Here is a 22,733-nt window from a genome sequence, read left to right on the forward strand (position 1 = left end):
GCAAAGCGTGCTTGGCTTCCGGCGGCTCTTGCCCATCTTTGGGTGAGGCGCCGCCGAGCCAAGGCCGCAACCCGCCCAGGACCCCGCAAGGACGACCATGTCCGCTGTAGAGCCCCATCTTCGCCATCCCGAGAAGGCGCACCGTCCGGACAACCCGGTGCCGCGCAAGCCGGCCTGGATCCGGGTCAAGGCGCCGGTCTCGGCCGAGTATCACGAGACCCGCAGGCTGATGCGGGACCTGAAGCTGAACACGGTGTGCGAGGAAGCGGCCTGCCCGAACATCGGTGAATGCTGGTCCAAGGGCCACGCCACGGTGATGATCCTGGGCTCGGTCTGCACCCGGGCCTGCGCCTTCTGCAACATCGCTACCGGCCGGCCGGACCAGCTCGACCCGCATGAGCCGCAGCACGTGGCCGAGGCCTGCGGCCGGCTGGGGCTGAGCCACATCGTCATCACCTCGGTCGACCGCGACGACCTGGACGACGGCGGCGCTCGGCATTTCGCCGAGACCATCCGCGCCGTCCGCGCCGCCTCGCCGGACACGACCATCGAGATCCTTACTCCTGACTTCAAGAACAAGCCGGGAGCCGTTGAAATCGTTGTTGAAGCGCGGCCGGATGTCTTCAATCACAACCTCGAGACCGTGCCCCGGCTCTACCCGTCGATCCGGCCCGGCGCCCGCTATTTCACCTCGCTGCAGCTGCTGGCGCGGGTGAAGGAGCTCGACCCGACCATTTTCACCAAATCGGGCATCATGGTCGGTCTCGGCGAGACGGCGGAGGAGGTCGGGCAGGTGATGGACGACCTGCGCGCCGCCGATGTCGATTTCATGACCATCGGCCAGTATCTGCAGCCGACGCCGAAGCATGCGAAGCTCGACCGCTTCGTCACGCCCGAGGAGTTCCAGAGCCACGAGCGGATCGGGCGGGGCAAGGGCTTCCTGATGATCTCGGCCTCGCCGCTGACGCGGTCGTCCTACCATGCCGGCGCCGATTTCGAGAAGCTGAAGGCCGCCCGCCTGGCCCGGCTGGGCGCCGCCGCGGGGCCGATCGACCTGGTTGCGTTAGCCCGCGGGCTTACCCAGGGCGCCTGAAGGTCGCACTGGCGGGACGATGCCGCTGGTCTTATCTAGGACTGTCGAGCGTTCCGCGGGTTCATCATGCCGTCACACACCGAACAGCGCGTCCTGCCCTACACGCCCCAGCAGCTTTACGAGCTGGTGGCGGATATCGAGAGCTACCCGAGCTTCCTGCCCTGGTGCCTCGGGGCGCGCATCCGCAAGCGTGAGGGCAACGTGCTGCTGGCCGATCTGGTGATCGGCTTCAAGATGATCCGCGAACGCTACACCAGCCGGGTGACGCTGACGCCGGGCCGGCAGATCGACGTCGCCTATGTCGATGGGCCGATGAAGCGGTTGACCAATTGCTGGCGCTTCCTGCCGCATCCAGCCGGCTGTGAAATCGACTTCCACGTCGATTTCGAGTTCCGCTCGCGGGTGCTGCAAACCCTGATCGGCGCGGTGTTCCACGAGGCCTTCCGCCGCATGGTCGGCGCTTTCGAGGCGCGGGCCCGTGCGCTCTACGGCGACCGCGCCACGGTGCCCGCTGCGGCCGCCGGGGGCGGCTGATCCGCCTCAGCCGCGTTGCGTCGCGCGCGCGAGGCTCTCACCGAGGACAACGAGCGACACGCCGAGCAAGGCGATGTCCTTGATCAGGAAGTATCCGAGCTCATTCAGCGCCGGGAATCCACCCGAAGCCTCTTCCCACACCGGCAACGGCACGAGCAGGCTCGTCGTGACGAAGAAGGTGAGCACGCCGAGTGCGCCGCCAGCCACTCCGGCGCGGGCGGACCAGGGCGAGGCACACAACAGCAACGCCGTCGCGATTTCGACCACGCCGAGCAGATAGGACGCGCCGGCTTCACCAAACACCGGATACATCCACGCCAGCCACGGCGTTCCGCTGATGAGCGGCTTCAAGCCGTCGATCTCGATCTGCGTGAACTTGAGACCACCGATCATCAGAAGCACCAGGATCACGCCCAGAAGTGCAATCAGCCTGCCGGCCGACGTCACGCGAGCCGGAAGTGCATCGGCAACGCCGGCTGCGACGTTGGCGCCTCTTGGTTCATCGCGTTGGGTCATGGCGGTTTCTCCGGTTTTGCGAAGAGTATGGCCCCGTGTCGCAGCGCAAGTGAGGGGAGCATCGTCCGACGGATCGCGGAGCTCATTCAGCACCCTCCACGCGAAGGGCCGCGAGTTCGACGGGGCAGATATCCTGGGGACATGCCGCGATGTCGCACAGGCGGCAGGTCCGGTCGCAGGTCGCACGATCGGGCGTCAAAGCGGTCAGCATCGAGTCAAGCATGCGCGCGAGCTGGTTCCGTTCGTCCGTCGACAGCGCTGCCAAGGCGCGTGAGTAAACTGCGCGGCGCGCCTTCAGCACCTCATCCGCGCACTTGCTGCCGGCTTCGGTCAGCAGGACGGCGCGTGAGCGGCGGTCATCCAAGCTCGCGCGCCGTTCGACGAGGCCGTTGGCCTGCAACCCGTCGATAAGTCGGGTCGCACCCGCCCCGGAAAGCCCGAGAATCCGGCGTAAGACGTCCACCGACTTGCCCGGATAGAAGAATGCGGTTGCCAGCGCGGCCGAAGCCGTCAGCCCGTGACCCGAGGCTTTCTCAACGCTCGCTCGCATGGCGTCGCCAAGCGCGACAACGAGTGCGCCCAGAAGGTTGTTCGTTCGATCGTCTGAATGCATGGCCGATAGTTGCTTGCGCTACGCAAATAATCAAGCCGTAATGCGTTGAACGCTCCTATCCTCCTGGAAAGTGGTGATCGACCCGCTGGCGCGATCGCGGGTCAAGCTGCCCCATGCACCCTCTCTAAGGCGACCGCGCCTCGGTGCCCGCGGCGGCTGGGGGCGGCTGATCCGCCCCGCCGACGCTGATGAAACGCGGCGCCAGCGTGCGGTCGGTGCAGAGATCGTCCAGCGGCACGGTCGGCGCGCCGACGAAGCGGGCTACCAGCTCCGGCGCGCAGGATTCGGTGGTCAGGATGGAATGGCTGCCGGCCCGGAATTCGATCACCCGACCATTGGTCAGGGTCCGCGCCGCGATATAGGCGTATTCGGGCGGCGTGATCGGGTCGAAGCTGCCGGTCAGCAGCAGGGTCGGCGTGGTGCTCGACACCGCCACGGCATCGACCGCCGAGATCGGCGGCACGTGCCAGGAATCACAGACCTGCCACTCCAGCGCATAGGCGGCATTGTCGCCATAGGGTTCCGAGGCGGCGACCGACGCCGCCAGCGCATCGCGGGTGGCGAAGGGCCAGCTCTCGCTGCAGGCGACGCTGAGCGCGAGGCCATCGGAGCGGTTCGGCCCGCCGCTGAACACCGGCCCGATCCAGGGGGCGAGGGCGGAGAGATCACCGCGCGCGACCTTGTCGATCAGCTCCGGCAGCTCGGGCACGACCGTCGGGTCGTAGAAGGCGGCGTAGAGCGCGTCGAGCGCGATGCCGTCGTCGACCCGGACGGTCTTCCGACCCTGGCGGACCGTCTCCGGCTGGGTCCGGAGCTGCGCCAGCATGCCGTCGAAGCGGGCCTCCAGCAGCGGGTACCGGGCGTCGCAATCGGGGCTGGACCGGCACTCTCCGAATAGCCGGCGGAACACGCGGGCGATCAGCGCCGGCTGGGTGTCGAGGTCGAAGATGCCCGGCGGATAGACGCTGTCGAGCACCGTGCTGCGCACCCGGTCGGGGAAGTCGCGCATCACCGCCAGCGCCACCCGGCTGCCATAGGAGACGCCGATCAGGTTGTAGCCTTCGTAGTTCAGCGCGGCGGCGACGTCGTCGACATCGGCCGCGGCCTCGGCGGTGGTGAAGGCCGAGAGATCGATGCCGGACCGGGTCAGGCGGTCGTGGCAGCGCACCGCCGCCGGCCGTTCCAGCGCCAGCACCTCGGCCCGGGTCAGCCCGGGTGTCCAGTTTCGGTCGGCGACGCGATCCAACTCCGGGCAGTCCAGGCTGGGCCGCGACTGGCCGACGCCGCGCTGGTCGAAGACGATGAAGTCCCGCGTCTCGCGGATCGGCCGGCTGATCTGCCACCAGCTGTCCGCGTCGTCGCCGAAGGCGGCGTCCCCCGGGCCGCCGTTGAGGAAGATCACCGGGTCGGGCAGCGGCGACGCGGCACGGCTGTGCAGCACCGCGACATAGAGGCGGAGGCTGCGGCCGCGCGTGCCCTCGCGATGCGCCGGCACGGCGACGAAGCCGCAGGTCGCCCGTTCCCCGCGCGGCACGGCGAAGACGCAGCGGGCGCTTTCGAAGCTGGCGGCCGCCGAGGCCGGAAAGGCGAATAGGATCAGGGCGCCGAAGGCAAGGAGGGGCCAAAGGCCCGAGGCGGCCGAATTCAGACGCACTGGCACGATACTTTCGGGTGAGTCTCGCCGCCATGATGCGGTGCGTCACCGCGGGCGGCAACCCGCGTCAGCCGGCGGGAGGGGATGCGGTTTTCGCAGCTTGCGCGCCGGCCAACAGTAGCTCCAGCGCCAGCCGCGTCGCCTGGGCCCGCACCGCGCCGCGGTCGCCGGCGAAGACGCGCTGTTCCGTGCGTGTCGCGGCACCCTGCCGGGCGAGGCCGAAATGGACCAGCCCGACCGGCTTGCCCGGGGTGGCGCCGCCGGGGCCGGCGATGCCGGTCACCGCCACAGCGAGGTCGACCCGGGCGCGGATCAGCGCCCCTTCGGCCATCGCCGCCGCGACCTCGGCGCTGACCGCGCCGCGGTCGGCGATCAGCCGTGTCGGCACGCCGAGCAGCTCGGCCTTCGCCGCGTTGGAGTAGGTGACGAAGCCGCGCTCGACCACGTCGGAGGAGCCGGCGATCGCGGTCAGCGCCGCCGCGACCAGCCCGCCGGTGCAGCTTTCCGCCGTCGCCAGCATCAGCCCGCGGGCCCGGCAGGCGGCCAGCACCTGCTCGGCCAAAGCGAGATCCGCGCCATCGATCATGCCAGCCCTCCCGCCAGGATCGCCGCCCCGACCGCCGCCGTGGCCGCGCCGGCGGCGATGTCGTCCATCATCACGCCCCAGCCGCCGGCGAGCTCTCGGTCGAGCCAGCAGATCGGCCAGGGTTTGGCGATGTCGAGCAGCCGGAACAGGGCGAAGGCGAAAGGGTACAGCCACAGCACCCCCGCCACCGGCGCCAAGGCCAGAAGCTGGCCGGCCACCTCGTCGACGACGATCGCGCTCGAATCCGCTTCGCCGCCGCGGCAGACCGCGCCGGCCGCCCAGACCCCGGCAAGGCCGAGGACGACCCCTGCCACGGCCACCGTGGCCGGCCCGCCGATCCGCCACAGCAGCCAGGCGAGGGGCAGGGCGGCGAGCGACCCCCAGGTGCCGGAAGCCCGCCGGATCAGCCCGATCCCGCCCATCGTCGCCAGCAGCGTGGTCGGCTGCCAGAAGCGGCAGCCGGGCGGGAGCGGCCGGAACGGCATCAGCGCTCGATCCGCACGCTCGCCGCGGCCTGGGCGGCGATGCCCTCCTCGCGGCCGGTGAAGCCGAGCCGTTCGGTCGTGGTCGCCTTGACGCTGACCCGCTCGGGCTCGATCCGCAGGATCTCGGCGATCCGCGCCACCATGGCGGCGCGGTGCGGGCCGATCTTCGGCCGCTCGCACAGCAGCGTGACGTCGACGTTGAGGATGCTGCCGCGGGCCCGCACCAGCTCGGCCGCATGGGCCAGGAAGGCGGCGGAATCGGCACCGCGCCAGCGCTCGTCGGAGGGCGGGAAATGCTGGCCGATGTCGCCGGCGCCGATGGCGCCGAGCAGCGCGTCGGTCAGGGCGTGCAGCCCGACATCGGCGTCGGAATGCCCTTCCAGCCTGCAGACATGGGGGATGCGGATGCCGCACAGGATTACGGCGTCGCCCGGGATCAGGCGGTGCACGTCGAAGCCGGTGCCGGTCCGGATGTCGGCGACGCCGCCGAGCAGTCGTTCCGCGCGGGTCAGGTCCGCCTCCGTGGTGATCTTGAAGTTGTCGACATGGCCTTCGACCAGGCGCACGGCGGTGCCCTGGCGCTCCGCCACCGCGGCGTCGTCGGTCAGGGCCTCGCCGGCGGCGGCGCGATGGGCGGCGAGCAAGGGCGCGAAGCGGAAGCCCTGCGGGGTCTGCGCCTGCCACAGGCCGCTGCGGTCGACCGTGCCGGCGGCGACGCCGCCTTCGGCCCGCTTGATGGTGTCGACCACCGGCACGGCGGCGATCGCGGCCTCGGCGGAGGCGAGGGCGTCGAGCACCCGCTCGATCGTCGCCCGGTCCACCAGCGGCCGGGCCGCGTCGTGCACCAGCACCAGGTCCGGCGCCCGCGGCGCCAGCCATTCCAGCGCCGCGCGGACGCTGTCCTGCCGGGTGGCGCCGCCGGTCACCGGGCCGGGCAGGTCGAGCCCGGCGGTCGCCACCTGGTAGAGATCCCGGTGCTCGTCGCGGATCACCACGACGATGTCGTCGAAACGGCCGCTGCTGCGGAACGCCTCGACCGACCGGCGCAGCACCGTACTGCCGGCCAGCGGGCGGTATTGCTTGGGCAGGGAGCCGCCGAACCGCTCGCCGGTTCCGGCGGCGACGATGACGGCGGCGTGACGTGGCATGATCCGCTCGGTCTCCTGGACGAAAGGCGCCGCACGATAGGGCGGCGCCTTGGGAGAGACAAGCAGAGAGGGTGCTATTGCGGGATCAGTTCGACCCGGCGGTTCTGGGCCCGGCCTTCATCCGTGGTGTTCGGCGCGACCGGCGCCAGGGGGCCGACGCCCGCCGGGTTCAGCCGGCCGGCCGGCACGCCGTACTGCTTCACCAGCGCCGCCACCACCGCCGCGGCGCGGGCCCGCGACAGGGTCATGTTGGTCTCCACGCCGCCGACATTGTCGGTGTGGCCGACGACGTGCAGCTTGACCGCCGGATCGTCCTTCAGGACCTACGCCACCTGGTCGAGCGCCGGCTTGGACTCCGGCTTCAGCTCGGCCTTGTTGAAGTCGAAATGGATGCCGTAGAGGGCGATATGGCCCTGCGCGGCCAGGCCCTTCTCGATCTCGGCGGCCGAGACCGTCACCATCTTGTCCTGCAGCGTGCCGGATTCGATGACGTCGAGCTGGATGATGGCCTGGCCTTCCGTCACCTCGACATCCCGGGTGTAGCCGTCCTCGTATTCGGTGACGTAGAGGGCGATGTCGACCGCGGCGCCGTCCTTCGCCAGCTCCGCGGTCAGGAAATGCGCGGCGGCCGGGCTGTATTCGAAGAGCTGCGTCGCGATGCCGGAGAAGATCGCGCCCTGGTGCTTGCCGGTGGCGGCGCCTTCGGCCTTGAACAGCACCTGGTAGCCCTTGGCCGCCAGCTCGTTCTCGTAGTTCTCGAACACGTCGTCGGCGGAGACGCCGGCCGGCGCCGTGTAGCTGATGCGGGTCAGCGCGCCGCTGACCTCCTTCGCGGCGGCGAAGACGGGCTTTTCCTTGGCCTGGTCATATTCGTCGGCGGGGCCGAGCGGCAGCGTGTAGCGGACGAATTTCTGCGTGCTGTAGGCCACGATCGATGAACCGTCGAACCGCTTGATCCCCGGATGATCCTTTGCCCCGGCGATGTCGGCTGCAACAGCAGGCGTCATCGTGCCGGCGGTCAGCGCGAAGGCCAGGGCGGCGATGCGTCCAATCGTCCCGATCATCGGTCTCATAGGATTCTGCTCCATATTCGCCACCGGCCCACAGGCGCGGCATTCTTGACGCGGTTTCATGTAGCGCCGGCCGCAAGGAACTTCTTCCCCCTCAGAATAGGGGGGTGGGCGGCACTTTTGCTCATTGGTTAGGCAAAACTTTCATTGGACAAAATTTAGGCGATAAGCTGATCTGGCGCTTGTCAGTCCTTTTTGCTGCGATGCCGAATCTGAAACCGATCCCCGCCGCCGCGGCCGCGCCGCAACCGGATCCCTTCGCGCTCCTGGCTTCGCTGCCGGTGGCGGTGCTGGCGGTCGGCCAAGACCGGGTGATCCGCTTCGTCAACCTGGCGGCGCAGCAACTGCTCGACGCCAGCGAATCCGCCCTGGTGGGCCAGGATCTGACCGGCTTCGTCCCGGGCGACAGCCCGCTCTTCACCCTGATCGACCAGGCGATCCAGCAGGACCGCAGCGTCGCCGATTACGGCATGCTGCTGGAAAGCCCGCGCATCGGCCGTCGTACCGTCACCGTGACGGTCGCGCCGCTGGTCGAGCCGCCCGATCTCGCCGTGGTCAGCCTGTTCGAGGAATCGGTGGCGCGGCGGATCGACACCCAGCTGAACCGCCGCCACGCCGCCCGGTCGATGACCGCGATGGCGGCGATGCTGGCGCATGAGATCAAGAATCCGCTGTCCGGCATCCGCGGCGCCGCCCAGCTGCTGGAGCAGACGGTCGGTGACGACGACCGGGCGTTGACCCGGCTGATCTGCGAGGAGACCGACCGCATCGTCCGGCTGGTCGACCGCATGGACGCCTTCTCCGACCCCAGCCCTCTGACCCGCGAGCCGGTCAACATCCACGAGGTGCTGGAGCGGGCACGCCAGGTGGCCCAGACCGGATTCGGCCGCCATGTCCGCTTCATCGAGCGCTACGATCCGTCGCTGCCGCCGGTGCCGGGGCATTTCGACCAGCTGGTGCAGGTTTTCCTGAACCTGATCAAGAACGCGGTCGAGGCGGTGGCGGAGGACGGCGAGATCGTCCTGACCACCGCCTATCAGCGTGGCGTGGCGATCGCGGTGCCGGGCACCAGCCAGCGCATGAACCTGCCGCTGATGGTGTCGATCCAGGACAACGGCCCGGGCATTCCGGACGACCTCAAGGACCACCTCTTCGATCCCTTCGTGACCACCAAGGCGGAAGGCTCCGGCCTCGGCCTGTCGCTGGTGGCCAAGATCATCGGCGATCACGGCGGGCTGATCGGCTTCGAGAGCGAGCCGCGCCGCACGGTGTTCAAGATCTCCCTGCCGATCCACGCCGCACCGGCGCCGAACGGCGACCATGACGACAACGGAAGCGAACCATGACCAGCGGGACCATTCTGGTCGCGGATGACGATCGCGCCATCCGCATGGTGCTGACCCAGGCGCTGTCGCGGCTCGGCCACGAGGTGCGCAGCACCGGCACCGCCTCGACCCTGTACAAATGGGTCCAGGACGGCGTCGGCGACCTGATCATCACCGATGTGATGATGCCGGACGAGAACGGGCTCGACCTGCTGCCGCGGATCAAGAAGCTGCGGCCGGACCTGCGCGTCATCGTCATGAGCGCGCAGAACACCCTGCTGACCGCGGTCAAGGCGACCGAGCGCGGTGCCTTCGAATACCTGCCCAAGCCCTTCGACCTGAAGGAGCTGGTCGGGGTGGTCGAGCGCGGCCTGACCCTGCCGCGGCAGGACGAGGTCGAAGGGCGGGAGGCCGAGGACGGCGAAGAGGCGATGCCGCTGATCGGCCGGTCGCCGGCGATGCAGGAAATCTACCGGGTGATGGCCCGGCTGATGGCGACCGACCTGACCGTGATGATCACCGGCGAGAGCGGCACCGGCAAGGAGCTGGTGGCCCGCGCCCTGCACGATTACGGCCGCCGCCGCTCCGGCCCCTTCGTCGCCATCAACATGGCGGCGATCCCGCGCGACCTGATCGAATCCGAGCTGTTCGGTCACGAGAAGGGCGCCTTCACCGGGGCGCTGTCGCGTTCCACCGGCCGGTTCGAGCAGGCCCAGGGCGGTACGCTGTTCCTGGACGAGATCGGCGACATGCCGATGGAGGCGCAGACCCGGCTGCTGCGGGTGCTGCAGGAGGGCGAATACACCACGGTCGGCGGGCGCACCCCGATCCGGGCCGATGTGCGCATCATCGCCGCCACCCACCGTGACCTGCGCACCATGGTGCGGCAGGGCCTGTTCCGCGAGGACCTGTTCTACCGCCTTAACGTCGTGCCGATCCGCCTGCCGCCGCTGCGCGAGCGGTCGGAGGACATCCCGGCCCTGGTCAGCCATTTCATGCGCCGCGCCGCCGCCGAGGGGATGAGCGAGAAGGCGCTGGACAAGCGGGCAATGGAGCGGCTGACGCGGCACCGCTGGCCCGGCAACGTCCGCGAGCTGGAGAACCTGGCCCGGCGCCTCTGCGCCCTCTACTCGCAGGAGACGATCGGCATCGACGTGATCGAGGCGGAGCTGAGCGACGCCCTGCCGCAGCCCGGGCTCGCCGAGCCCGGCGCCGAGCCGGCGGGTGAGGGGCTGTCCGCCGCGGTCGAGCGCCATCTGCGCGACTATTTCGCCGCCCATGCCGGCAGCCTGCCGGCCAGCGGCCTCTACGACCGGGTGCTGCGCGAGGTCGAGCGGCCGCTGATCACGCTGAGCCTGGCGGCGACCCGCGGCAACCAGATCCGGGCGGCCGAGCTGCTGGGCCTCAACCGCAATACCTTGCGCAAGAAGATCCGCGAGTTAGACATCCCAGTGGTCCGTGGCCTAAGCTAGGGCGCTTGACCGTACCGCCTGCAGAACGCCTGAGATGACAACCAACGCCGCGAGCCCTTCGACCCTCTGGCGGCAGCTTTACCAATGGGCGACCCGGATCGGGCTGGAGAACAAGCTGGCGGTGGTGCTGATCTTCGCCGCCGTCGCCTCCGGCATCGCGACCTATACCGCGCTCAGCAGCAACTCGCTGTTCGGCAAGGACGCCGACCGGGTGTCGCTGCTGCTGGTGCTCGACCTGACCATCCTCTTGATGCTCGGGGCGATCGTGGCGCGGCGGCTGGTGCGGATCTGGGCGGCGCGCCGCCGCGGCTCGGCCGGCTCGCGCCTGCATGTCCGGCTGGTGGCGCTGTTCGCGGTGGTGGCGGTCGCCCCCGCGATCCTGGTCGCGATCTTCTCGGCCGTCATCTTCAACATCGGCCTGCAGACCTGGTTTTCCGAGCGCGTCTCGACCGCGGTCAATGAATCGCTTTCGGTCGCGCAGGTCTATCTCGAGGAGAACCAGAAGAGCATCCGCTACGCCGCGCAGAGCATCGCCACCACGGTCGAGCGGGCCTATGCCCAGTATCCCGAGTTCATCGCCGGCAACAGATCCGCCCTGGTCGGGATCCTGGGCAGCATGACCCAGACCTACAACATCCCCGACATCCGGATCATCGACCGCAAGGGCCAGGTCATCGCCGAATCGCCCTACGCCAAGGGCCTGAAGCTGGACATGGTGGCCCCGAAGTACTTCGACCGGGCGATGTCCAGCGACACCGGATACGGGCCGGTCGAGCTGATGATCGACGGCCAGGGCGACCGGGTGCGCGCACTGGTGCGGCTGAACGGCTTCCCCTTCGACGCCTTCCTCCTGATCGGCAAGCAGGTCGATCCGGAGGCGCTGGCCTATGTCGAGCAGACCAAGGGCGCGGTCGCTGACTACCGGACGCTGGAGGGGCGGCGCTCGCAGCTGCAGCTGATCTTCACCGCGATCTACGTCACCGTCGCGGTGCTGCTGCTGATGGCCGCGGTCTGGATCGGCCTCGTCTTCGCCGACACGCTGGTGCGGCCGCTGCGCGAGCTGATCATGGCATCGGAGCGGGTGCGGGCGGGCGACCTGTCGATCCGGGTTCAGGGTGTCGACAGCACCGACGAGCTCGGCAGCCTGGCCCGTTCCTTCAACCGCATGACCAATCAGCTGGAAAGCCAGCGCCGCGAGCTGATCGAGGCGAACCGCCAGCTCGACCAGCGCCGGCAGTTCACCGAGACGGTGCTGTCCGGCGTCTCGGCCGGCGTGCTCGGCCTCGACCAGGACGGCCGGGTCCATCTGCCGAACCGCTCCGCCACCGAGCTGCTCGGCCGCACGGTCGACGAGCTGGTGGGCCAGCCGCTGGAAGCGGTGGTGCCGGAGATGGCGGAGCTGCTGGAGAGCGCCCGCAGCCGGCAGGGCCGGATGATCGAGGGGCAGGTGAAGATCCGCCGCCAGGGCGAGCTGCGGACCCTCCTGGCCCGCATCGCGGCGGAGCGGCTGGACGGCGAGGTCCGCGGCTTCGTCGTCACCTTCGATGACGTCACCGAGCTGCTCTCGGCCCAGCGCAAGGCGGCCTGGGCCGACGTGGCCCGCCGGATCGCGCATGAGATTAAGAATCCGCTGACCCCGATCCAGCTTTCGGCGGAGCGGCTGAAGCGCAAATATCTCAAGCAGATATCGGACGATCCTCAGACCTTCGTCACCTGCACCGAGACGATCGTGCGGCAGGTTGGCGACATCGGCCGGATGGTCGACGAGTTCTCGGCCTTCGCCCGCATGCCGTCTCCGGTGATGAAGGCGATCGACCTCTCGGAGATCTGCCAGCAGGCGCTGTTCCTGCAGCGCAACGCCCATCCGAAGATCGGCTTCGCCTTCAGCCAGCCCGACGACCGGCCGCTGGTGCCGTGCGATTCCCGGCAGCTGTCGCAGGCCGTCACCAATCTGCTGCAGAATGGCGTCGACGCGATCGAAGGTCGGATCGCGGAAGGCCGCGACCTGCCGAAGGGGCAGGTGCGATTGATTCTGGACTATCTCGAAGGCGAGGCCTGGATCACGGTCGAGGACAACGGGAAGGGGCTGCCCACCGACGACCGCGATCGGCTAACCGAACCCTATGTCACGACCCGCACCAAAGGCACTGGATTGGGGCTCGCCATCGTCAAGAAAATCATGGAGGATCACGGCGGCCGGCTGGTCCTTGAGGACCGTCCGGGCGGCGGCGCCCGGGTGAGCCTCGTCTTTCCATTGGAACAGGCGGGCGTGCCGGCCGTTCCAACCGGCGACGAGCCGGGGGCATCGACCGATCGGGTGACGGCTGCGGGCTCCAAGGACGCGGTGGGCCATGGCGCATGACATTCTCGTCGTAGACGACGAGGCGGATATTCGGATGCTCATCTCGGGCATCCTGGGCGACGAAGGGTATACGACGCGGGAGGCGGGCGATACGACGCAGGCGCAGCAGGAGCTCGCCGCCCGTCAGCCCAGCCTGGTGATTCTCGACGTCTGGCTGCAGGGTAGCCCGATCGACGGGCTGGAGTTGCTCGACATCATCCGGCGCGACCATCCCGGCGTGCCGGTGCTGATGATCAGCGGCCACGGCAACATCGAGACCGCGGTCAACGCGATCAAGAACGGCGCCTACGACTTCATCGAGAAGCCGTTCAAGTCCGACCGGCTGCTGCTGATGGTCGAGCGCGCCATCGAGGCGGCCCGCCTCAGGCGCGAGAATGCGGAGCTGCGGCTGCGGGCCGGCACCGAGGCCGAGCTGATCGGCCAGTCGCCGATGATCGCGCAGCTGACCCAGCAGATCGAGCGCGTGGCGCCGACCGGCAGCCGGGTGCTGATCACCGGCCCCGCCGGCGTCGGCAAGGAGGTGGTGGCCCGCCGGCTGCATGCCCTGTCCAAGCGCGCCGAAGGCCCGTTCATCGCGCTGAACTGCGCCGCGATGCATCCGGACCGGCTGGAGGAGGAGCTGTTCGGCGTCGAGGCCATGGCCGACGGCGCCATCGCCACTCGCAAGGTCGGCACCTTCGAACAGGCCCATGGCGGCACGCTGCTGCTGGACGAGGTGGCGGACATGCCGCTCGCCACCCAGGGCAAGATCGTCCGGGTGCTGCAGGAGCAGACCTTCGTCCGGGTGGGCGGCGCCACCAAGGTCGAGGTCGACGTCCGGGTGATCGCCTCCTCGAACAAGGACTTGCCGACCGAGATCGCCGAGGGCCGGTTCCGCGAGGATCTGTACTACCGCCTCAACGTCGTGCCGATCGCAGTGCCGCCACTCGCCGCCCGGCGTGAGGACATCCCGCTGCTGGCCCGGCACTTCATGCAGCGCGCCGCCGACAGCCAGGGTCTGGCGCCGCGGCAGATCGGCGAGGACGCGATGGCGGCGCTGCAGGCCTACAGCTGGCCCGGCAACGTCCGGCAGCTGCGCAACGTCATCGAGTGGCTGCTGATCATGGCCGCCGGCGACACCGCGACGCCGATCCATGCCGACATGCTGCCGCCCGAGATCGGCGCGATCGCGCCGGCGGTGCTGCGCGGCGACCGCGGCAGCGAGATCATGGGGCTGCCGCTGCGCGACGCACGCGAGCTGTTCGAGCGCGAGTATCTGATCGCCCAGGTCACCCGCTTCGGCGGCAACATCAGCCGCACCGCCGAGTTCATCGGCATGGAGCGTTCGGCCCTGCATCGCAAGATGAAGAGCCTGGGCGTGCACGGCGCCGGCGACCGCAAGCTCGTCGACTGAAAGCCGGGAGAAACAAAGGATGGCGCGCGACGCCTATGTCAACGGGCGCTATGTGCCGCATGCCCGGGCGGCGGTGCATGTCGAGGATCGCGGCTTTCAGTTCGCCGACGGCGTCTATGAGGTGGTGTCGGTCCGCCGCGGCCGGCTGATCGACGAGGAGGGGCATCTCGACCGGCTCGGCCGCTCCTTGAGCGAGCTGCGCATCGCCTGGCCATGCGAGCGACGGGTGCTGCGGCTGATCATGCGGCGGCTTCTGGAGCGCAACGGCGTGCGTGACGGTCTGGTCTATCTCCAGATCACCCGCGGGGCGGCCCCGCGCGATTTTCGCTTCCCCGCCGCGGCGCGGCCGACGCTCGTGATCACCACGCGGCGGGCGACGCTGGCGCCGCACGCCCGCACCGGCGTCCGGGTCGTCACCATCCCCGATATCCGCTGGAAGCGCCGCGACATCAAGACCGTGGGGCTGCTGCCCCAGGTGCTGGGCAAGCAGGAGGCGGCGGAGCGCGGCGCTTTCGAGGCGTGGCAGGTCGACGAGGACGGCTTCGTCACCGAAGGCACCTCGTCCAACGCCTGGATCGTGACCGCCGACGGGGTGCTGGTCACCCGTCCGGCGAGCCACGACATCCTCAACGGCATCACCCGCCAGTCGATCCTGCGGGTCGCGGCGGCGGACGGGCTGCGCTTCGAGGAACGGCCGTTCCGGGTCGAGGAGGCCTATGCCGCGCGCGAGGCCTTCCTCAGCAGCGCCACCAGCTTCGTCACGCCGGTGCTGAGGATCGACGACCGGACGATCGGCAACGGCACGGCCGGGGCTTTGGGTCGCCGGCTGCTCGAGGCCTATCTCGCCTATGCCGGCAACGCCGGCGCATCGTGACCATGCGCCATTGCTCCCTTTTCTCCGGGCGGGCGCTTCCCATATTGTCGAACTGTGCCACATCGTGTGGCTCGGGCCCCGCGGGGCTCCAATAAAATCAAGCAGCAGGATCCCAACAATGTCAGAAAAGGCGCAAAACGTTCAGGACGTGTTCCTCAACAACGTCCGGAAGAACAAGATCCCGGTGACCATCTTCCTCGTCAACGGGGTGAAGCTGCAGGGTATCATCACTTGGTTTGACAACTTTTCGGTCCTGCTTCGCCGCGATGCCCATTCGCAGCTGGTGTACAAGCATGCGATCTCGACGGTCATGCCGGCGCATCCGATCCAGCTGTTCGAGCCACAGAAGGAAGAGGCCTGATCCCTTTGGGCCAGACTCTGGGGCCAAATTCCGGTGCGAATGGCGCGTCCTCCGGGCGCGCCATCGTCATTCACCCGGTTCTTCCCGGCGCCCGTAGCGATGGCGGCCGGACCGCCGAGGCTTCGCTGGAGGAGGCGGTCGGGCTGTCGCGCGCGATCTCGCTCGACATCGCCGAGGCCCGCTGCGTCCGCGTGTCGCGGCCCCAGCCCTCGACCCTGATCGGCGAGGGCGCCTTGGAGGAGCTGTCGAGCGTGGTCGCCGCCACCGAGGCGGGGCTGGTGGTGGTCGACGCCACCCTCAGCCCGGTGCAGCAGCGCAACCTGGAGCGCCGCTGGAAGACCAAGGTGATCGACCGCACCGGCCTGATCCTGGAGATCTTCGGCGAGCGCGCCCGCACCCGCGAGGGCCAGCTGCAGGTCGAGCTGGCGCATCTCAGCTACCAGCGCTCGCGCCTGGTCCGGTCCTGGACCCACCTGGAGCGGCAGCGCGGCGGCGCCGGCTTCCTGGGCGGTCCCGGCGAAACCCAGATCGAGCTGGACCGCCGCCTGATCGACGACCGCATCATCCAGATCAAGCGCCAGCTCGAGGAGGTGCGCCGCACCCGGTCGCTGCACCGCGAGGCGCGCGCCCGCGTGCCCTATCCGGTGGTGGCGCTGGTCGGCTACACCAATGCCGGCAAATCGACCCTGTTCAACCGCCTGACCCGGGCCACTGTGCTGGCCAAGGACATGCTGTTCGCGACGCTCGACCCGACCATGCGGGCGATCGAGGCGGGGCAGGGGCGGCGGATCATCCTGTCCGACACGGTCGGCTTCATCTCCGACCTGCCGACCCATCTGGTCGCCGCCTTCCGGGCGACGCTGGAGGAGGTGCAGACCGCCGACCTGATCCTGCATGTCCGCGACATCGCCCATCCCGACACCGAAGCCCAGCGCGAGGATGTCGAGGCCGTGCTGCGCGACCTGGACATCGACATCGATTCCGACGGAAGGGTGATCGAGGTGCTGAACAAGGCGGACCTGCTGCCGGAGCACGAGCGCGAGACGCTGTCGACCGCGGTGCGGCGGCGCGGCCACGACGCGGCGGTGATCTCGGCCCTGACCGGCGAGGGCTGTGACGCGCTGATGGATCTCATCGCCAGCCGGATCAACGCCGACCGTGAGACCATGACGGTCAAGCTCGACATCGCCGACGGCCGCACCCTGGCCTGGCTGCACCGCCATGGCGAGGTGCTGGAGGCCCGCGACGACGGGGGCACCCATCTCTTCGTCCGCGTCCGCCTGCACCCGAACGACGCCGCGCGGCTGCACCGTCAGCTCGGCATCGCCACCCGCCACTGAGGTTCGAATGCTCCGCCTGCCCGAGATCGACCAAGTCGCCGCCCTGATCGCGGAGACGGCGCAGGAGCTGATCCTGCCGCGCTTCGGCCGGCTGGAGGACGGGGCGGTGATGGAAAAGGCGCCGGGCGACCTCGTCACCATCGCCGACCAGGAGAGCGAGATCCGCCTGGCGCAGCGGCTGCCGATGCTCCTGCCCGGCTCCCGCGTGGTCGGGGAGGAGGCCTATGCCCGGGACCCGGCCGTGCTCGACCAGCTCGACAGCGACGACCCGGTCTGGATCGTCGACCCGGTGGACGGCACCGCCAACTTCGTCGCCGGCACGCCGCGCTTCGGCACCATCGTCGCCCTGGTGCACCGGGGCGAGACGCTGATGGGCTGGATCCATCTGCCGGTCGAGAACCGCACCGCCTGGGCGGTCCGCGGCGAGGGCGCCTGGATCGACGGACGGCGCCTGGCGCTGTCCGCGCCCGGGCCGCTGGCGACGCTGCGTGGCGGCTTCAACCTGGCCAAGCGCCCGCCCGAATACGCCACGGCGGTGCTGCGGCTGCGCGACGCGGTGGCGTCGCACATCCACGTCAACTGCGCCGGCGCCGACTATATCGATGCCGCCGAGGGCTGCATCGACATCCTGGCCTACCGCAAGCTGTTCCCCTGGGACCACGCCGCCGGCACGTTGCTGCACGCCGAGGCGGGCGGCTGGGCCGCGGTGCTCGACGGCACCCGTTACCGCCCGACGCTGCGCCAGGGCCCGATCCTGGTGGCGCCGAACGAGCCGAGCTGGCGCGCCGCCCGTATCGCCATGGGCGAGATCGCGGCCGCGGCTTAGTTCGATACCAACCCGAAAGGAAGCATCATGTCCCGCACCGTCACCGCCTCCGGGCTCGAATATGACGACCTCGAGGTCGGCACCGGCGCCGAGGCCAAGGCCGGCGCCGTCGTGACCGTGCACTACACCGGCTGGCTGCAGAACGCCGACGGCAGCGCCGGCCGCAAATTCGATTCCAGCAAGGACCGCAACGAGCCTTTCCGCTTTCCGCTCGGCGGCGGCCGGGTGATCCAGGGCTGGGACGAGGGCGTGCAGGGCATGAAGATCGGCGGCAAGCGGCGCCTGGTCATCCCGGCGGCGCTGGGCTACGGCGCCCGCGGCGCCGGCGGGGTTATCCCGCCGAACGCGACGCTGATCTTCGACGTCGAGCTGCTGGCGGTCTGATCAGCCGGCAGCCGACTCCAGCTCCCTCAGCAGGTCCTCCGCGACGATCCGGCGGCTCTCGCCATGCTCGGCGGCCCGCACCAACTCGACCAGCCGGGCATTGATCGGGGCCTTGCGGCCGAGGTGGTCGGCCAGGCGCGTGATCTCGCCGTTCAGCCAGTCGACCTCGGTCGGGCGGCCGGCCTCCAGATCCTCCAGCATCGACGACCGCGCCAGCGGGTCGATCCGCAGCAGCCGGGCCGCCAGCAGCCGGAACAGCGGCGTCGACAGCTCCAGCAGGGGCGGGATCCAGCCCGGCGGCAGCGGCGTGATCCGGGCCGGGCGGATGCCGGCGGCGGACAGCAGGGACAGCGCCTCTCGCTGGGCCATGGCGGTGCAGCGGCGATAGCCGCGCCGCAGCAGCTCCTCCCGCAGCGGTAGGCCGGACAGGGCGTTGACCGCGTTGTTCAGGTTCAGCAGCAGCTTGGCCCATTGCACCGCGGCGATGTCGTCGCGCAGGTCGAGCGGCAGCCCGGCCCGGCGGAACAGCGGCAGGGCCGGCGCCAGGGCCGGGTGCCGTTCGATGGCCAGGCGCCCGGCCGAGGCCTGGTGCAGCCGGCCGGGGCCGCGGCGCACCACGTTGAACGGCACCACGCCGGCGAGCGCGATCCGGCCTGCCAGGCTGCGGCGCAGGATTTGCGCCGGCGCGACGCCGTTCTGGAGCCCGACCACCACCGCCTGCGGCCGGGCGAAGGCCAGAATCTCGCGGCAGGCCGCCTCCACGGCGTCGGCCTTGACCGTCAGCAGGATCAGATCGGCAGTCGCCGCGGCGGCACCGTCCGCGGCCCAGCGGATCGAATCGGCCGGGACGCGCCAGGCGTGGCCGTGCAGATCGGTCAGCTCCAGCCCTTGGTCTGGGGCCTGCGCCGAACGGGCGATGAAGGTCACGGCGCCGCCCCCGGCCTGCAGCCGTCCGCCGAGATAGCAGCCGATCAGTCCGGCGCCCCAGATGCAGATCCGCAGCGCCGGGGCCACCATCAGCTCGTGGTCTCGGCCCGCTTGGCGGCGACCCAGAGCGCCTCCATCTCGTCCAGGCTGGCCTCGGCGGGGTCGCGGCCCGCGGCCCGCAGCGCCGCCTCCAAGTGGCGGAATCGGCGCTCGAATTTGGCGTTGGTGCGGCGCAGGGCGGAATCGGGGTCGACCTCGTAGCGGCGGGCCAGGTTGACGGCGCAGAACAGCAGGTCGCCGATCTCGTCCTCGATCCGTTCCCGCGGCGCCCCTTCGCGGACCTCCGCCCGGATCTCGGCCGCCTCCTCCTCGATCTTGTCGAGGATGTCGGCCGGGTCGGTCCAGTCGAAGCCGACCCGCGCCGCCCGCTTCTGCAGCTTCAGCGCCCGGGTCAGGCTGGGCAGGCCGGCGGCGATGCCGTCCAGCGCCCCGGCCGGCCGGCCCTCGGCTTTCGCCTTGGCGGCGCGTTCCTCCGCCTTCTGCCGCTCCCACTGCGCCGGCATGCCGTCGGCGTCGACCGGGGCGTCGCCGAATACATGCGGGTGGCGGCGGATCATCTTCTCGACGATGCCGGCGGCCACGTCGGCGAAATCGAAGGCGCCGCGCTCCTCCGCCATGCGCGAGTGGAAGGCCACCTGGAACAAGAGGTCGCCCAACTCGTCCTTCAGCTCGTCCATGGCGTCGCGCTCGATCGCGTCGGCCACCTCATAGGCCTCCTCGATCGTATAGGGCGCGATGGTGCGGAAGGTCTGCTCCACGTCCCAGGGGCAGCCGGTCTCTGGATCGCGCAGCCGCGCCATCACCTCGATCAGGCGGCGCGTGGCTTCGGCGGCGTCGGGGGCGGCGTCGGGACGGTCGGTCATCATCGGTCTCCGGGCGGCGGTTCCCTCTGGTATCGCATCGCGGCGACAGCCGCAAATTGCTCTCTGCCTTGCAAACAAGGGTTGTGGCCTTCCTATACTCCGGCCGGGGCGCTTCGCTCCGTCCGGAGGGGACAATCACGACATGAGCTTCCTGCGATCCTTCAAGTCCATCACGCTGGCCGCCAGCCTGGCCACCACGGTCGCGCTCGCGGCCTGCGGCCAGAGGGTCGAGCCGGCGCCGGCCGCGCCGGTCGGCCCGACCCTGCTGTTCTCTTACGAGGCGCTGACCTTCAAGCCGCTCGGCCTCGACGCCGCGAAGGCGAGCTATGCCGACCGCGCCGCCGTCACCACACAGGTGAAGGACACCGAGCTGCCGAAGATCCTGGCGCTGCTGAACATCCCGGCCGACCAGGTGCAGACCGAGGTGACGCCGGGCGGCTATCAGCTCGAGACCAACGCCTCGCTGCAATCGGCCTTCGAGACCGACCCGAAGACCGCCGATCTGTTCGCCGCCGCGGTCGGCTACACCTTCCGGCAATGGAGCGTGCTGGTCACCGACTTCACGCCGGAAGGGCAGGGCAACACCGGCTATGCCGTGGTGACCTTCAAGGACCATGCGCCGAGCGGGGAGGAAGCGCAGGCCTTCTTCCAGCATGCGGCGTCGGTGAACAAGGGGCTGGGCGGCGGCTACACCGCCTTCGGCCGGGACCTGTTCTTCCTCAACATCGCGGATTCCACCGGCAAGGCCTATAGCGGCCTGGACGACACCACCTTCGTCGCCGAGCTGACCAAGGCGGCCGAGACCTTCACCGGGACGCCGGTCTCAGTCACCCGCTCCGGCCGGGTCGACGCCCGCTTCGTCGAGAACGACTGGGACAAGTCCAAGACCGGCCAGGACTACGGCAAGATCCTCGGCCGCGACCTGACACGGCAGCTGACCCAGCTGCGCCGCGAGCACGACCGGGCCCTGCGCGCCGCCGGGCAGACCTACGGCTGGAAGTAGTAGGAGCCGGCGCCGCCCAGTCTGGGCGGCGCCGCTTCATTCCGCCGCCTCGGTCACCGCAGCGGGCGCCGGCCGGCGGCCGGAGCGCTGGGCCAGGACGACGCCCAGCAGCACCAGGGCTCCGCCGGCCAGGTGGTACAGGTGCAGGCTCTCGCCCAGCACGGCCATCGCGATCGCCGCCGTCATCACCGGCGACAGGTTGATGAACAGGCTGGTGCGGCTGGGCCCGAGCAGGCGGATCGCCTGCATCCACAGGAACGGCGCCAGGATCGAGGCGGGAATGCCGGCATAGAGGACCAGCCCGATCGCCGTCGCGCTGTGCGGCGCCGCGGGCGCCAGCAGCCAGCCGGGCAGCAGGAACAGCGTGGCGAAGACGATCTGCACATACAGCGACGGCCAGGCCGGCAGCGGCATCGGCCAGCGCCGCAGCAGTACGCCGTAGCCGGAATAGGCGATGCAGGCGATCAGCATCATCCCGTCGCCCGGCACCAGGCCGCCGCCGAACGGCGCCAGCGGATCGCCCTGGCCGAGCAGCAGCGCCAAGCCCAGCAGGGACAGGATCCCGCCCGCCAGCATCCCCAGCGCCGGCGCCTCGGCCAGCAGCAGGCTCGACAGCGCCATGGTCAGCAGCGGCACCAGTGACACCACGAAGCCCATCTTGGTGGCCGAGGTGGTCTCCGCCGCGTAGTAGGCCAGCCCCTGATAGGCTGCCATGCCGAGCAGCCCCAGCACCGCCAGCTTCGGCAGATGCGGCCGGATCTCCCGCCGCAGCCGCCAGGCCGGGCGCAGCAGGAAGGGCGTCAGCAGCAGGAGCGCCAGGACCCAGCGCTCGAAGGCGATGACGCTGGGATGGATCGCGGTGGCCGCCAACTTGGTGACGACCACGTTGCCGGACCAGATCGCGACGGTGGCGACCGGCAGGGCGAACCAGCGTAGTGGGACGTTCGATGCGGACATGGCACCACCACCCTAGCGTTTGGCGGATTCGAGATATATAACGATGATCGGACAACCGATCGGGAGGACAGGACATGACCAGGCCGGCGCTGCGTGGCGATCCGCCCGATCCGCTGTCCTTCCGCACCGAGGACTACCCGGCGGGCATGGTGTGGCCGGAGGCATCGCTGCCCTGGGGCAAGCTCAACTACGCCGTGCGGGGCCTGATGGAGGCGACGGTCGGGGGCGTGCGTTACCTGTCCCCGCCGCACTACGCGATCTGGACGCCGCCCGACGTGCCGCATGCGTGCCACAACCGCGACGCCGTCCGCTACGTGTCGGTCTATGTCGTCCGCGAGCTCTGCGCCGATCTGCCGGCCGAGCCCTGCACCCTGGCGCTCAGCCCGCTGATCAAGGCGATCCTGGCCGATTTCGCGGCGCGGGGCGTGCGGGTGCCGCGCAGCGACGCCGACCTGCGGCTGGCGCAGGTACTGGTCGACCAGATCCGCCTCGCGCCGCGTCACGCCTCATACCTGCCGCTGTCGGATGACCCGGCGCTGCGTACGGTGTTGGAGGCGCTGCAGCGTCATCCCGGCGACCGCCGGTCGCTGGCCGAATGGGCGCGGCTGACCGGCACCACCGAGCGCACGCTGTCGCGGCACTGCCAGCGCGACCTCGGCATGTCCTTCGCCGAATGGCGGCAGCGGATGAAGCTGGTCGCCGCGCTGTCGCGGCTGGAGGAGGGGGCCTCGGTCGGCGCGGTGGCGCGGTCGCTGGGCTACGGCAACGCCTCGGCTTTCATCGCCATGTTCCACCGCCTGACCGGCACGACGCCGGACCAGATGCGGAAAGACGGCCTGCGCCGCGACCAGGCCGCGGCGTGACGGCCGCGGCCGAGACGTCAATCG

24 protein-coding genes are annotated in these 22,733 nt (G+C 69.9%); 13 read left to right on the plus strand and 11 right to left on the minus strand.

Features of this window, described 5'->3' with window-relative positions:
• Positions 1 to 97: 97 nt before the first annotated feature.
• Both lipA and KXR53_RS12780 read left to right on the plus strand, forming a co-directional pair.
• Entirely contained in the window at positions 98 to 1,093 is a 996-nt protein-coding gene (lipA, locus tag KXR53_RS12775) for a lipoyl synthase (RefSeq protein WP_437375546.1), read from the plus strand.
• Between the two features lie 66 nt (positions 1,094 to 1,159).
• Positions 1,160 to 1,627 carry a type II toxin-antitoxin system RatA family toxin gene (locus KXR53_RS12780; RefSeq protein ID WP_437375547.1) on the plus strand — a complete coding sequence of 156 codons (468 nt, stop codon included), beginning with the start codon at positions 1,160 to 1,162 and terminating at the stop codon, positions 1,625 to 1,627.
• A 6-nt stretch (positions 1,628 to 1,633) separates the two neighbouring features.
• Here KXR53_RS12780 and KXR53_RS12785 read toward each other — a convergent pair whose 3' ends face one another.
• The 8 genes from KXR53_RS12785 to KXR53_RS12820 all read right to left on the minus strand — a co-directional run bounded on the left by KXR53_RS12785 (position 1,634) and on the right by KXR53_RS12820 (position 7,693).
• Entirely contained in the window at positions 1,634 to 2,143 is a 510-nt protein-coding gene (locus KXR53_RS12785) for a YkgB family protein (RefSeq protein WP_437375548.1), read from the minus strand.
• Between the two features lie 82 nt (positions 2,144 to 2,225).
• Entirely contained in the window at positions 2,226 to 2,756 is a 531-nt protein-coding gene (locus KXR53_RS12790; RefSeq protein ID WP_437375549.1) for a MarR family winged helix-turn-helix transcriptional regulator, read from the minus strand.
• A 124-nt stretch (positions 2,757 to 2,880) separates the two neighbouring features.
• Positions 2,881 to 4,416, minus strand: a complete 1,536-nt coding sequence (locus tag KXR53_RS12795; RefSeq protein WP_437375550.1) for an alpha/beta fold hydrolase — start codon at positions 4,414 to 4,416, stop codon at positions 2,881 to 2,883.
• Positions 4,417 to 4,477: 61 nt separating this feature from the next.
• Positions 4,478 to 4,996: a CinA family protein gene (locus tag KXR53_RS12800; protein WP_437375551.1), complete on the minus strand. Its 519-nt coding sequence runs from the start codon at positions 4,994 to 4,996 to the stop codon at positions 4,478 to 4,480.
• Positions 4,993 to 5,481 (minus strand): phosphatidylglycerophosphatase A family protein, encoded by a 489-nt coding sequence (locus KXR53_RS12805; RefSeq protein ID WP_437375552.1) that lies wholly within the window; start codon positions 5,479 to 5,481, stop codon positions 4,993 to 4,995. Before KXR53_RS12805 ends, KXR53_RS12800 begins: the two co-directional genes overlap by 4 nt.
• Positions 5,481 to 6,629, minus strand: coding sequence for a bifunctional 2-C-methyl-D-erythritol 4-phosphate cytidylyltransferase/2-C-methyl-D-erythritol 2,4-cyclodiphosphate synthase (locus KXR53_RS12810; protein ID WP_437375553.1), 1,149 nt, complete (start codon positions 6,627 to 6,629; stop codon positions 5,481 to 5,483). Before KXR53_RS12810 ends, KXR53_RS12805 begins: the two co-directional genes overlap by 1 nt.
• Positions 6,630 to 6,703: 74 nt before the next feature.
• On the minus strand, positions 6,704 to 6,949 hold the full coding sequence (locus KXR53_RS12815) for an OmpA family protein (protein ID WP_437375596.1): 246 nt from the start codon (positions 6,947 to 6,949) through the stop codon (positions 6,704 to 6,706).
• Between the two features lie 3 nt (positions 6,950 to 6,952).
• Positions 6,953 to 7,693, minus strand: coding sequence for a hypothetical protein (locus KXR53_RS12820; RefSeq protein WP_437375554.1), 741 nt, complete (start codon positions 7,691 to 7,693; stop codon positions 6,953 to 6,955).
• Positions 7,694 to 7,902: 209 nt separating this feature from the next.
• Here KXR53_RS12820 and KXR53_RS12825 point away from each other — a divergent pair, with 209 nt between their 5' ends.
• The 9 genes from KXR53_RS12825 to KXR53_RS12865 all read left to right on the plus strand — a co-directional run bounded on the left by KXR53_RS12825 (position 7,903) and on the right by KXR53_RS12865 (position 18,036).
• Positions 7,903 to 9,045 carry a two-component system sensor histidine kinase NtrB gene (locus KXR53_RS12825; RefSeq protein ID WP_437375555.1) on the plus strand — a complete coding sequence of 381 codons (1,143 nt, stop codon included), beginning with the start codon at positions 7,903 to 7,905 and terminating at the stop codon, positions 9,043 to 9,045.
• Positions 9,042 to 10,496 carry a nitrogen regulation protein NR(I) gene (gene ntrC / locus KXR53_RS12830; protein ID WP_437375556.1) on the plus strand — a complete coding sequence of 485 codons (1,455 nt, stop codon included), beginning with the start codon at positions 9,042 to 9,044 and terminating at the stop codon, positions 10,494 to 10,496. The genes KXR53_RS12825 and ntrC overlap by 4 nt, the downstream gene beginning before the upstream one ends.
• A gap of 34 nt (positions 10,497 to 10,530) precedes the next feature.
• Positions 10,531 to 12,858 carry an ATP-binding protein gene (locus KXR53_RS12835; protein WP_437375557.1) on the plus strand — a complete coding sequence of 776 codons (2,328 nt, stop codon included), beginning with the start codon at positions 10,531 to 10,533 and terminating at the stop codon, positions 12,856 to 12,858.
• A complete protein-coding gene (gene ntrX / locus KXR53_RS12840; protein ID WP_437375558.1) occupies positions 12,848 to 14,251 on the plus strand; it encodes a nitrogen assimilation response regulator NtrX in 1,404 nt (467 codons plus the stop codon). The genes KXR53_RS12835 and ntrX overlap by 11 nt, the downstream gene beginning before the upstream one ends.
• A gap of 19 nt (positions 14,252 to 14,270) precedes the next feature.
• On the plus strand, positions 14,271 to 15,125 hold the full coding sequence (locus KXR53_RS12845; protein WP_437375559.1) for a D-amino-acid transaminase: 855 nt from the start codon (positions 14,271 to 14,273) through the stop codon (positions 15,123 to 15,125).
• 118 nt (positions 15,126 to 15,243) lie between these two features.
• Positions 15,244 to 15,486: an RNA chaperone Hfq gene (gene hfq, locus KXR53_RS12850; protein ID WP_026870608.1), complete on the plus strand. Its 243-nt coding sequence runs from the start codon at positions 15,244 to 15,246 to the stop codon at positions 15,484 to 15,486.
• 5 nt (positions 15,487 to 15,491) lie between these two features.
• Positions 15,492 to 16,826, plus strand: a complete 1,335-nt coding sequence (gene hflX, locus KXR53_RS12855) for a GTPase HflX (RefSeq protein WP_437375560.1) — start codon at positions 15,492 to 15,494, stop codon at positions 16,824 to 16,826.
• A 7-nt stretch (positions 16,827 to 16,833) separates the two neighbouring features.
• On the plus strand, positions 16,834 to 17,652 hold the full coding sequence (locus KXR53_RS12860; RefSeq protein ID WP_437375561.1) for an inositol monophosphatase family protein: 819 nt from the start codon (positions 16,834 to 16,836) through the stop codon (positions 17,650 to 17,652).
• A 27-nt stretch (positions 17,653 to 17,679) separates the two neighbouring features.
• Positions 17,680 to 18,036 carry an FKBP-type peptidyl-prolyl cis-trans isomerase gene (locus KXR53_RS12865; RefSeq protein WP_437375562.1) on the plus strand — a complete coding sequence of 119 codons (357 nt, stop codon included), beginning with the start codon at positions 17,680 to 17,682 and terminating at the stop codon, positions 18,034 to 18,036.
• Here KXR53_RS12865 and KXR53_RS12870 read toward each other — a convergent pair whose 3' ends face one another.
• Entirely contained in the window at positions 18,037 to 19,053 is a 1,017-nt protein-coding gene (locus KXR53_RS12870; RefSeq protein WP_437375563.1) for a 2-dehydropantoate 2-reductase, read from the minus strand. It abuts the gene before it with no gap.
• The gene (gene mazG, locus KXR53_RS12875) at positions 19,053 to 19,886 is read right to left on the minus strand and encodes a nucleoside triphosphate pyrophosphohydrolase (protein WP_437375564.1); all 834 of its coding nucleotides are present in this window, start codon (positions 19,884 to 19,886) and stop codon (positions 19,053 to 19,055) included. Before mazG ends, KXR53_RS12870 begins: the two co-directional genes overlap by 1 nt.
• A gap of 142 nt (positions 19,887 to 20,028) precedes the next feature.
• Between mazG and KXR53_RS12880 the strand changes: the two genes are divergently transcribed.
• Positions 20,029 to 20,889: a hypothetical protein gene (locus KXR53_RS12880; protein ID WP_437375565.1), complete on the plus strand. Its 861-nt coding sequence runs from the start codon at positions 20,029 to 20,031 to the stop codon at positions 20,887 to 20,889.
• A 36-nt stretch (positions 20,890 to 20,925) separates the two neighbouring features.
• On the opposite strand, the gene KXR53_RS12885 is transcribed toward KXR53_RS12880, so the two are convergent.
• The gene (locus KXR53_RS12885) at positions 20,926 to 21,846 is read right to left on the minus strand and encodes a DMT family transporter (protein WP_437375566.1); all 921 of its coding nucleotides are present in this window, start codon (positions 21,844 to 21,846) and stop codon (positions 20,926 to 20,928) included.
• Between the two features lie 74 nt (positions 21,847 to 21,920).
• Between KXR53_RS12885 and KXR53_RS12890 the strand changes: the two genes are divergently transcribed.
• Positions 21,921 to 22,709, plus strand: coding sequence for an AraC family transcriptional regulator (locus KXR53_RS12890; RefSeq protein WP_437375567.1), 789 nt, complete (start codon positions 21,921 to 21,923; stop codon positions 22,707 to 22,709).
• Positions 22,710 to 22,733: the final 24 nt, after the last annotated feature.

Origin of the sequence: Inquilinus limosus (assembly GCF_051487185.1) — a bacterium.
GTDB classification, from domain to species: Bacteria; Pseudomonadota; Alphaproteobacteria; order DSM-16000; family Inquilinaceae; genus Inquilinus; species Inquilinus limosus_F.

Excerpts from the sequence above, each read along its gene's own strand:
- KXR53_RS12785 (WP_437375548.1), bottom strand. The coding sequence starts at position 2,143 with ATGACCCAACGCGATGAACCAAGAGGCGCCAACGTCGCAGCCGGCGTT.
- KXR53_RS12890 (WP_437375567.1), top strand. The coding sequence starts at position 21,921 with ATGACCAGGCCGGCGCTGCGTGGCGATCCGCCCGATCCGCTGTCCTTC.
- KXR53_RS12805 (WP_437375552.1), bottom strand. The coding sequence starts at position 5,481 with ATGCCGTTCCGGCCGCTCCCGCCCGGCTGCCGCTTCTGGCAGCCGACC.
- KXR53_RS12885 (WP_437375566.1), bottom strand. The coding sequence starts at position 21,846 with ATGTCCGCATCGAACGTCCCACTACGCTGGTTCGCCCTGCCGGTCGCC.
- ntrC (WP_437375556.1), top strand. The coding sequence starts at position 9,042 with ATGACCAGCGGGACCATTCTGGTCGCGGATGACGATCGCGCCATCCGC.
- mazG (WP_437375564.1), bottom strand. The coding sequence starts at position 19,886 with ATGACCGACCGTCCCGACGCCGCCCCCGACGCCGCCGAAGCCACGCGC.
- KXR53_RS12820 (WP_437375554.1), bottom strand. The coding sequence starts at position 7,693 with ATGATCGGGACGATTGGACGCATCGCCGCCCTGGCCTTCGCGCTGACC.
- KXR53_RS12860 (WP_437375561.1), top strand. The coding sequence starts at position 16,834 with ATGCTCCGCCTGCCCGAGATCGACCAAGTCGCCGCCCTGATCGCGGAG.
- hfq (WP_026870608.1), top strand. The coding sequence starts at position 15,244 with ATGTCAGAAAAGGCGCAAAACGTTCAGGACGTGTTCCTCAACAACGTC.
- KXR53_RS12865 (WP_437375562.1), top strand. The coding sequence starts at position 17,680 with ATGTCCCGCACCGTCACCGCCTCCGGGCTCGAATATGACGACCTCGAG.
- ntrX (WP_437375558.1), top strand. The coding sequence starts at position 12,848 with ATGGCGCATGACATTCTCGTCGTAGACGACGAGGCGGATATTCGGATG.
- KXR53_RS12880 (WP_437375565.1), top strand. The coding sequence starts at position 20,029 with ATGAGCTTCCTGCGATCCTTCAAGTCCATCACGCTGGCCGCCAGCCTG.
- KXR53_RS12800 (WP_437375551.1), bottom strand. The coding sequence starts at position 4,996 with ATGATCGATGGCGCGGATCTCGCTTTGGCCGAGCAGGTGCTGGCCGCC.
- lipA (WP_437375546.1), top strand. The coding sequence starts at position 98 with ATGTCCGCTGTAGAGCCCCATCTTCGCCATCCCGAGAAGGCGCACCGT.
- KXR53_RS12835 (WP_437375557.1), top strand. The coding sequence starts at position 10,531 with ATGACAACCAACGCCGCGAGCCCTTCGACCCTCTGGCGGCAGCTTTAC.
- KXR53_RS12810 (WP_437375553.1), bottom strand. The coding sequence starts at position 6,629 with ATGCCACGTCACGCCGCCGTCATCGTCGCCGCCGGAACCGGCGAGCGG.
- KXR53_RS12780 (WP_437375547.1), top strand. The coding sequence starts at position 1,160 with ATGCCGTCACACACCGAACAGCGCGTCCTGCCCTACACGCCCCAGCAG.
- KXR53_RS12825 (WP_437375555.1), top strand. The coding sequence starts at position 7,903 with ATGCCGAATCTGAAACCGATCCCCGCCGCCGCGGCCGCGCCGCAACCG.
- KXR53_RS12790 (WP_437375549.1), bottom strand. The coding sequence starts at position 2,756 with ATGCATTCAGACGATCGAACGAACAACCTTCTGGGCGCACTCGTTGTC.
- KXR53_RS12845 (WP_437375559.1), top strand. The coding sequence starts at position 14,271 with ATGGCGCGCGACGCCTATGTCAACGGGCGCTATGTGCCGCATGCCCGG.
- KXR53_RS12870 (WP_437375563.1), bottom strand. The coding sequence starts at position 19,053 with ATGGTGGCCCCGGCGCTGCGGATCTGCATCTGGGGCGCCGGACTGATC.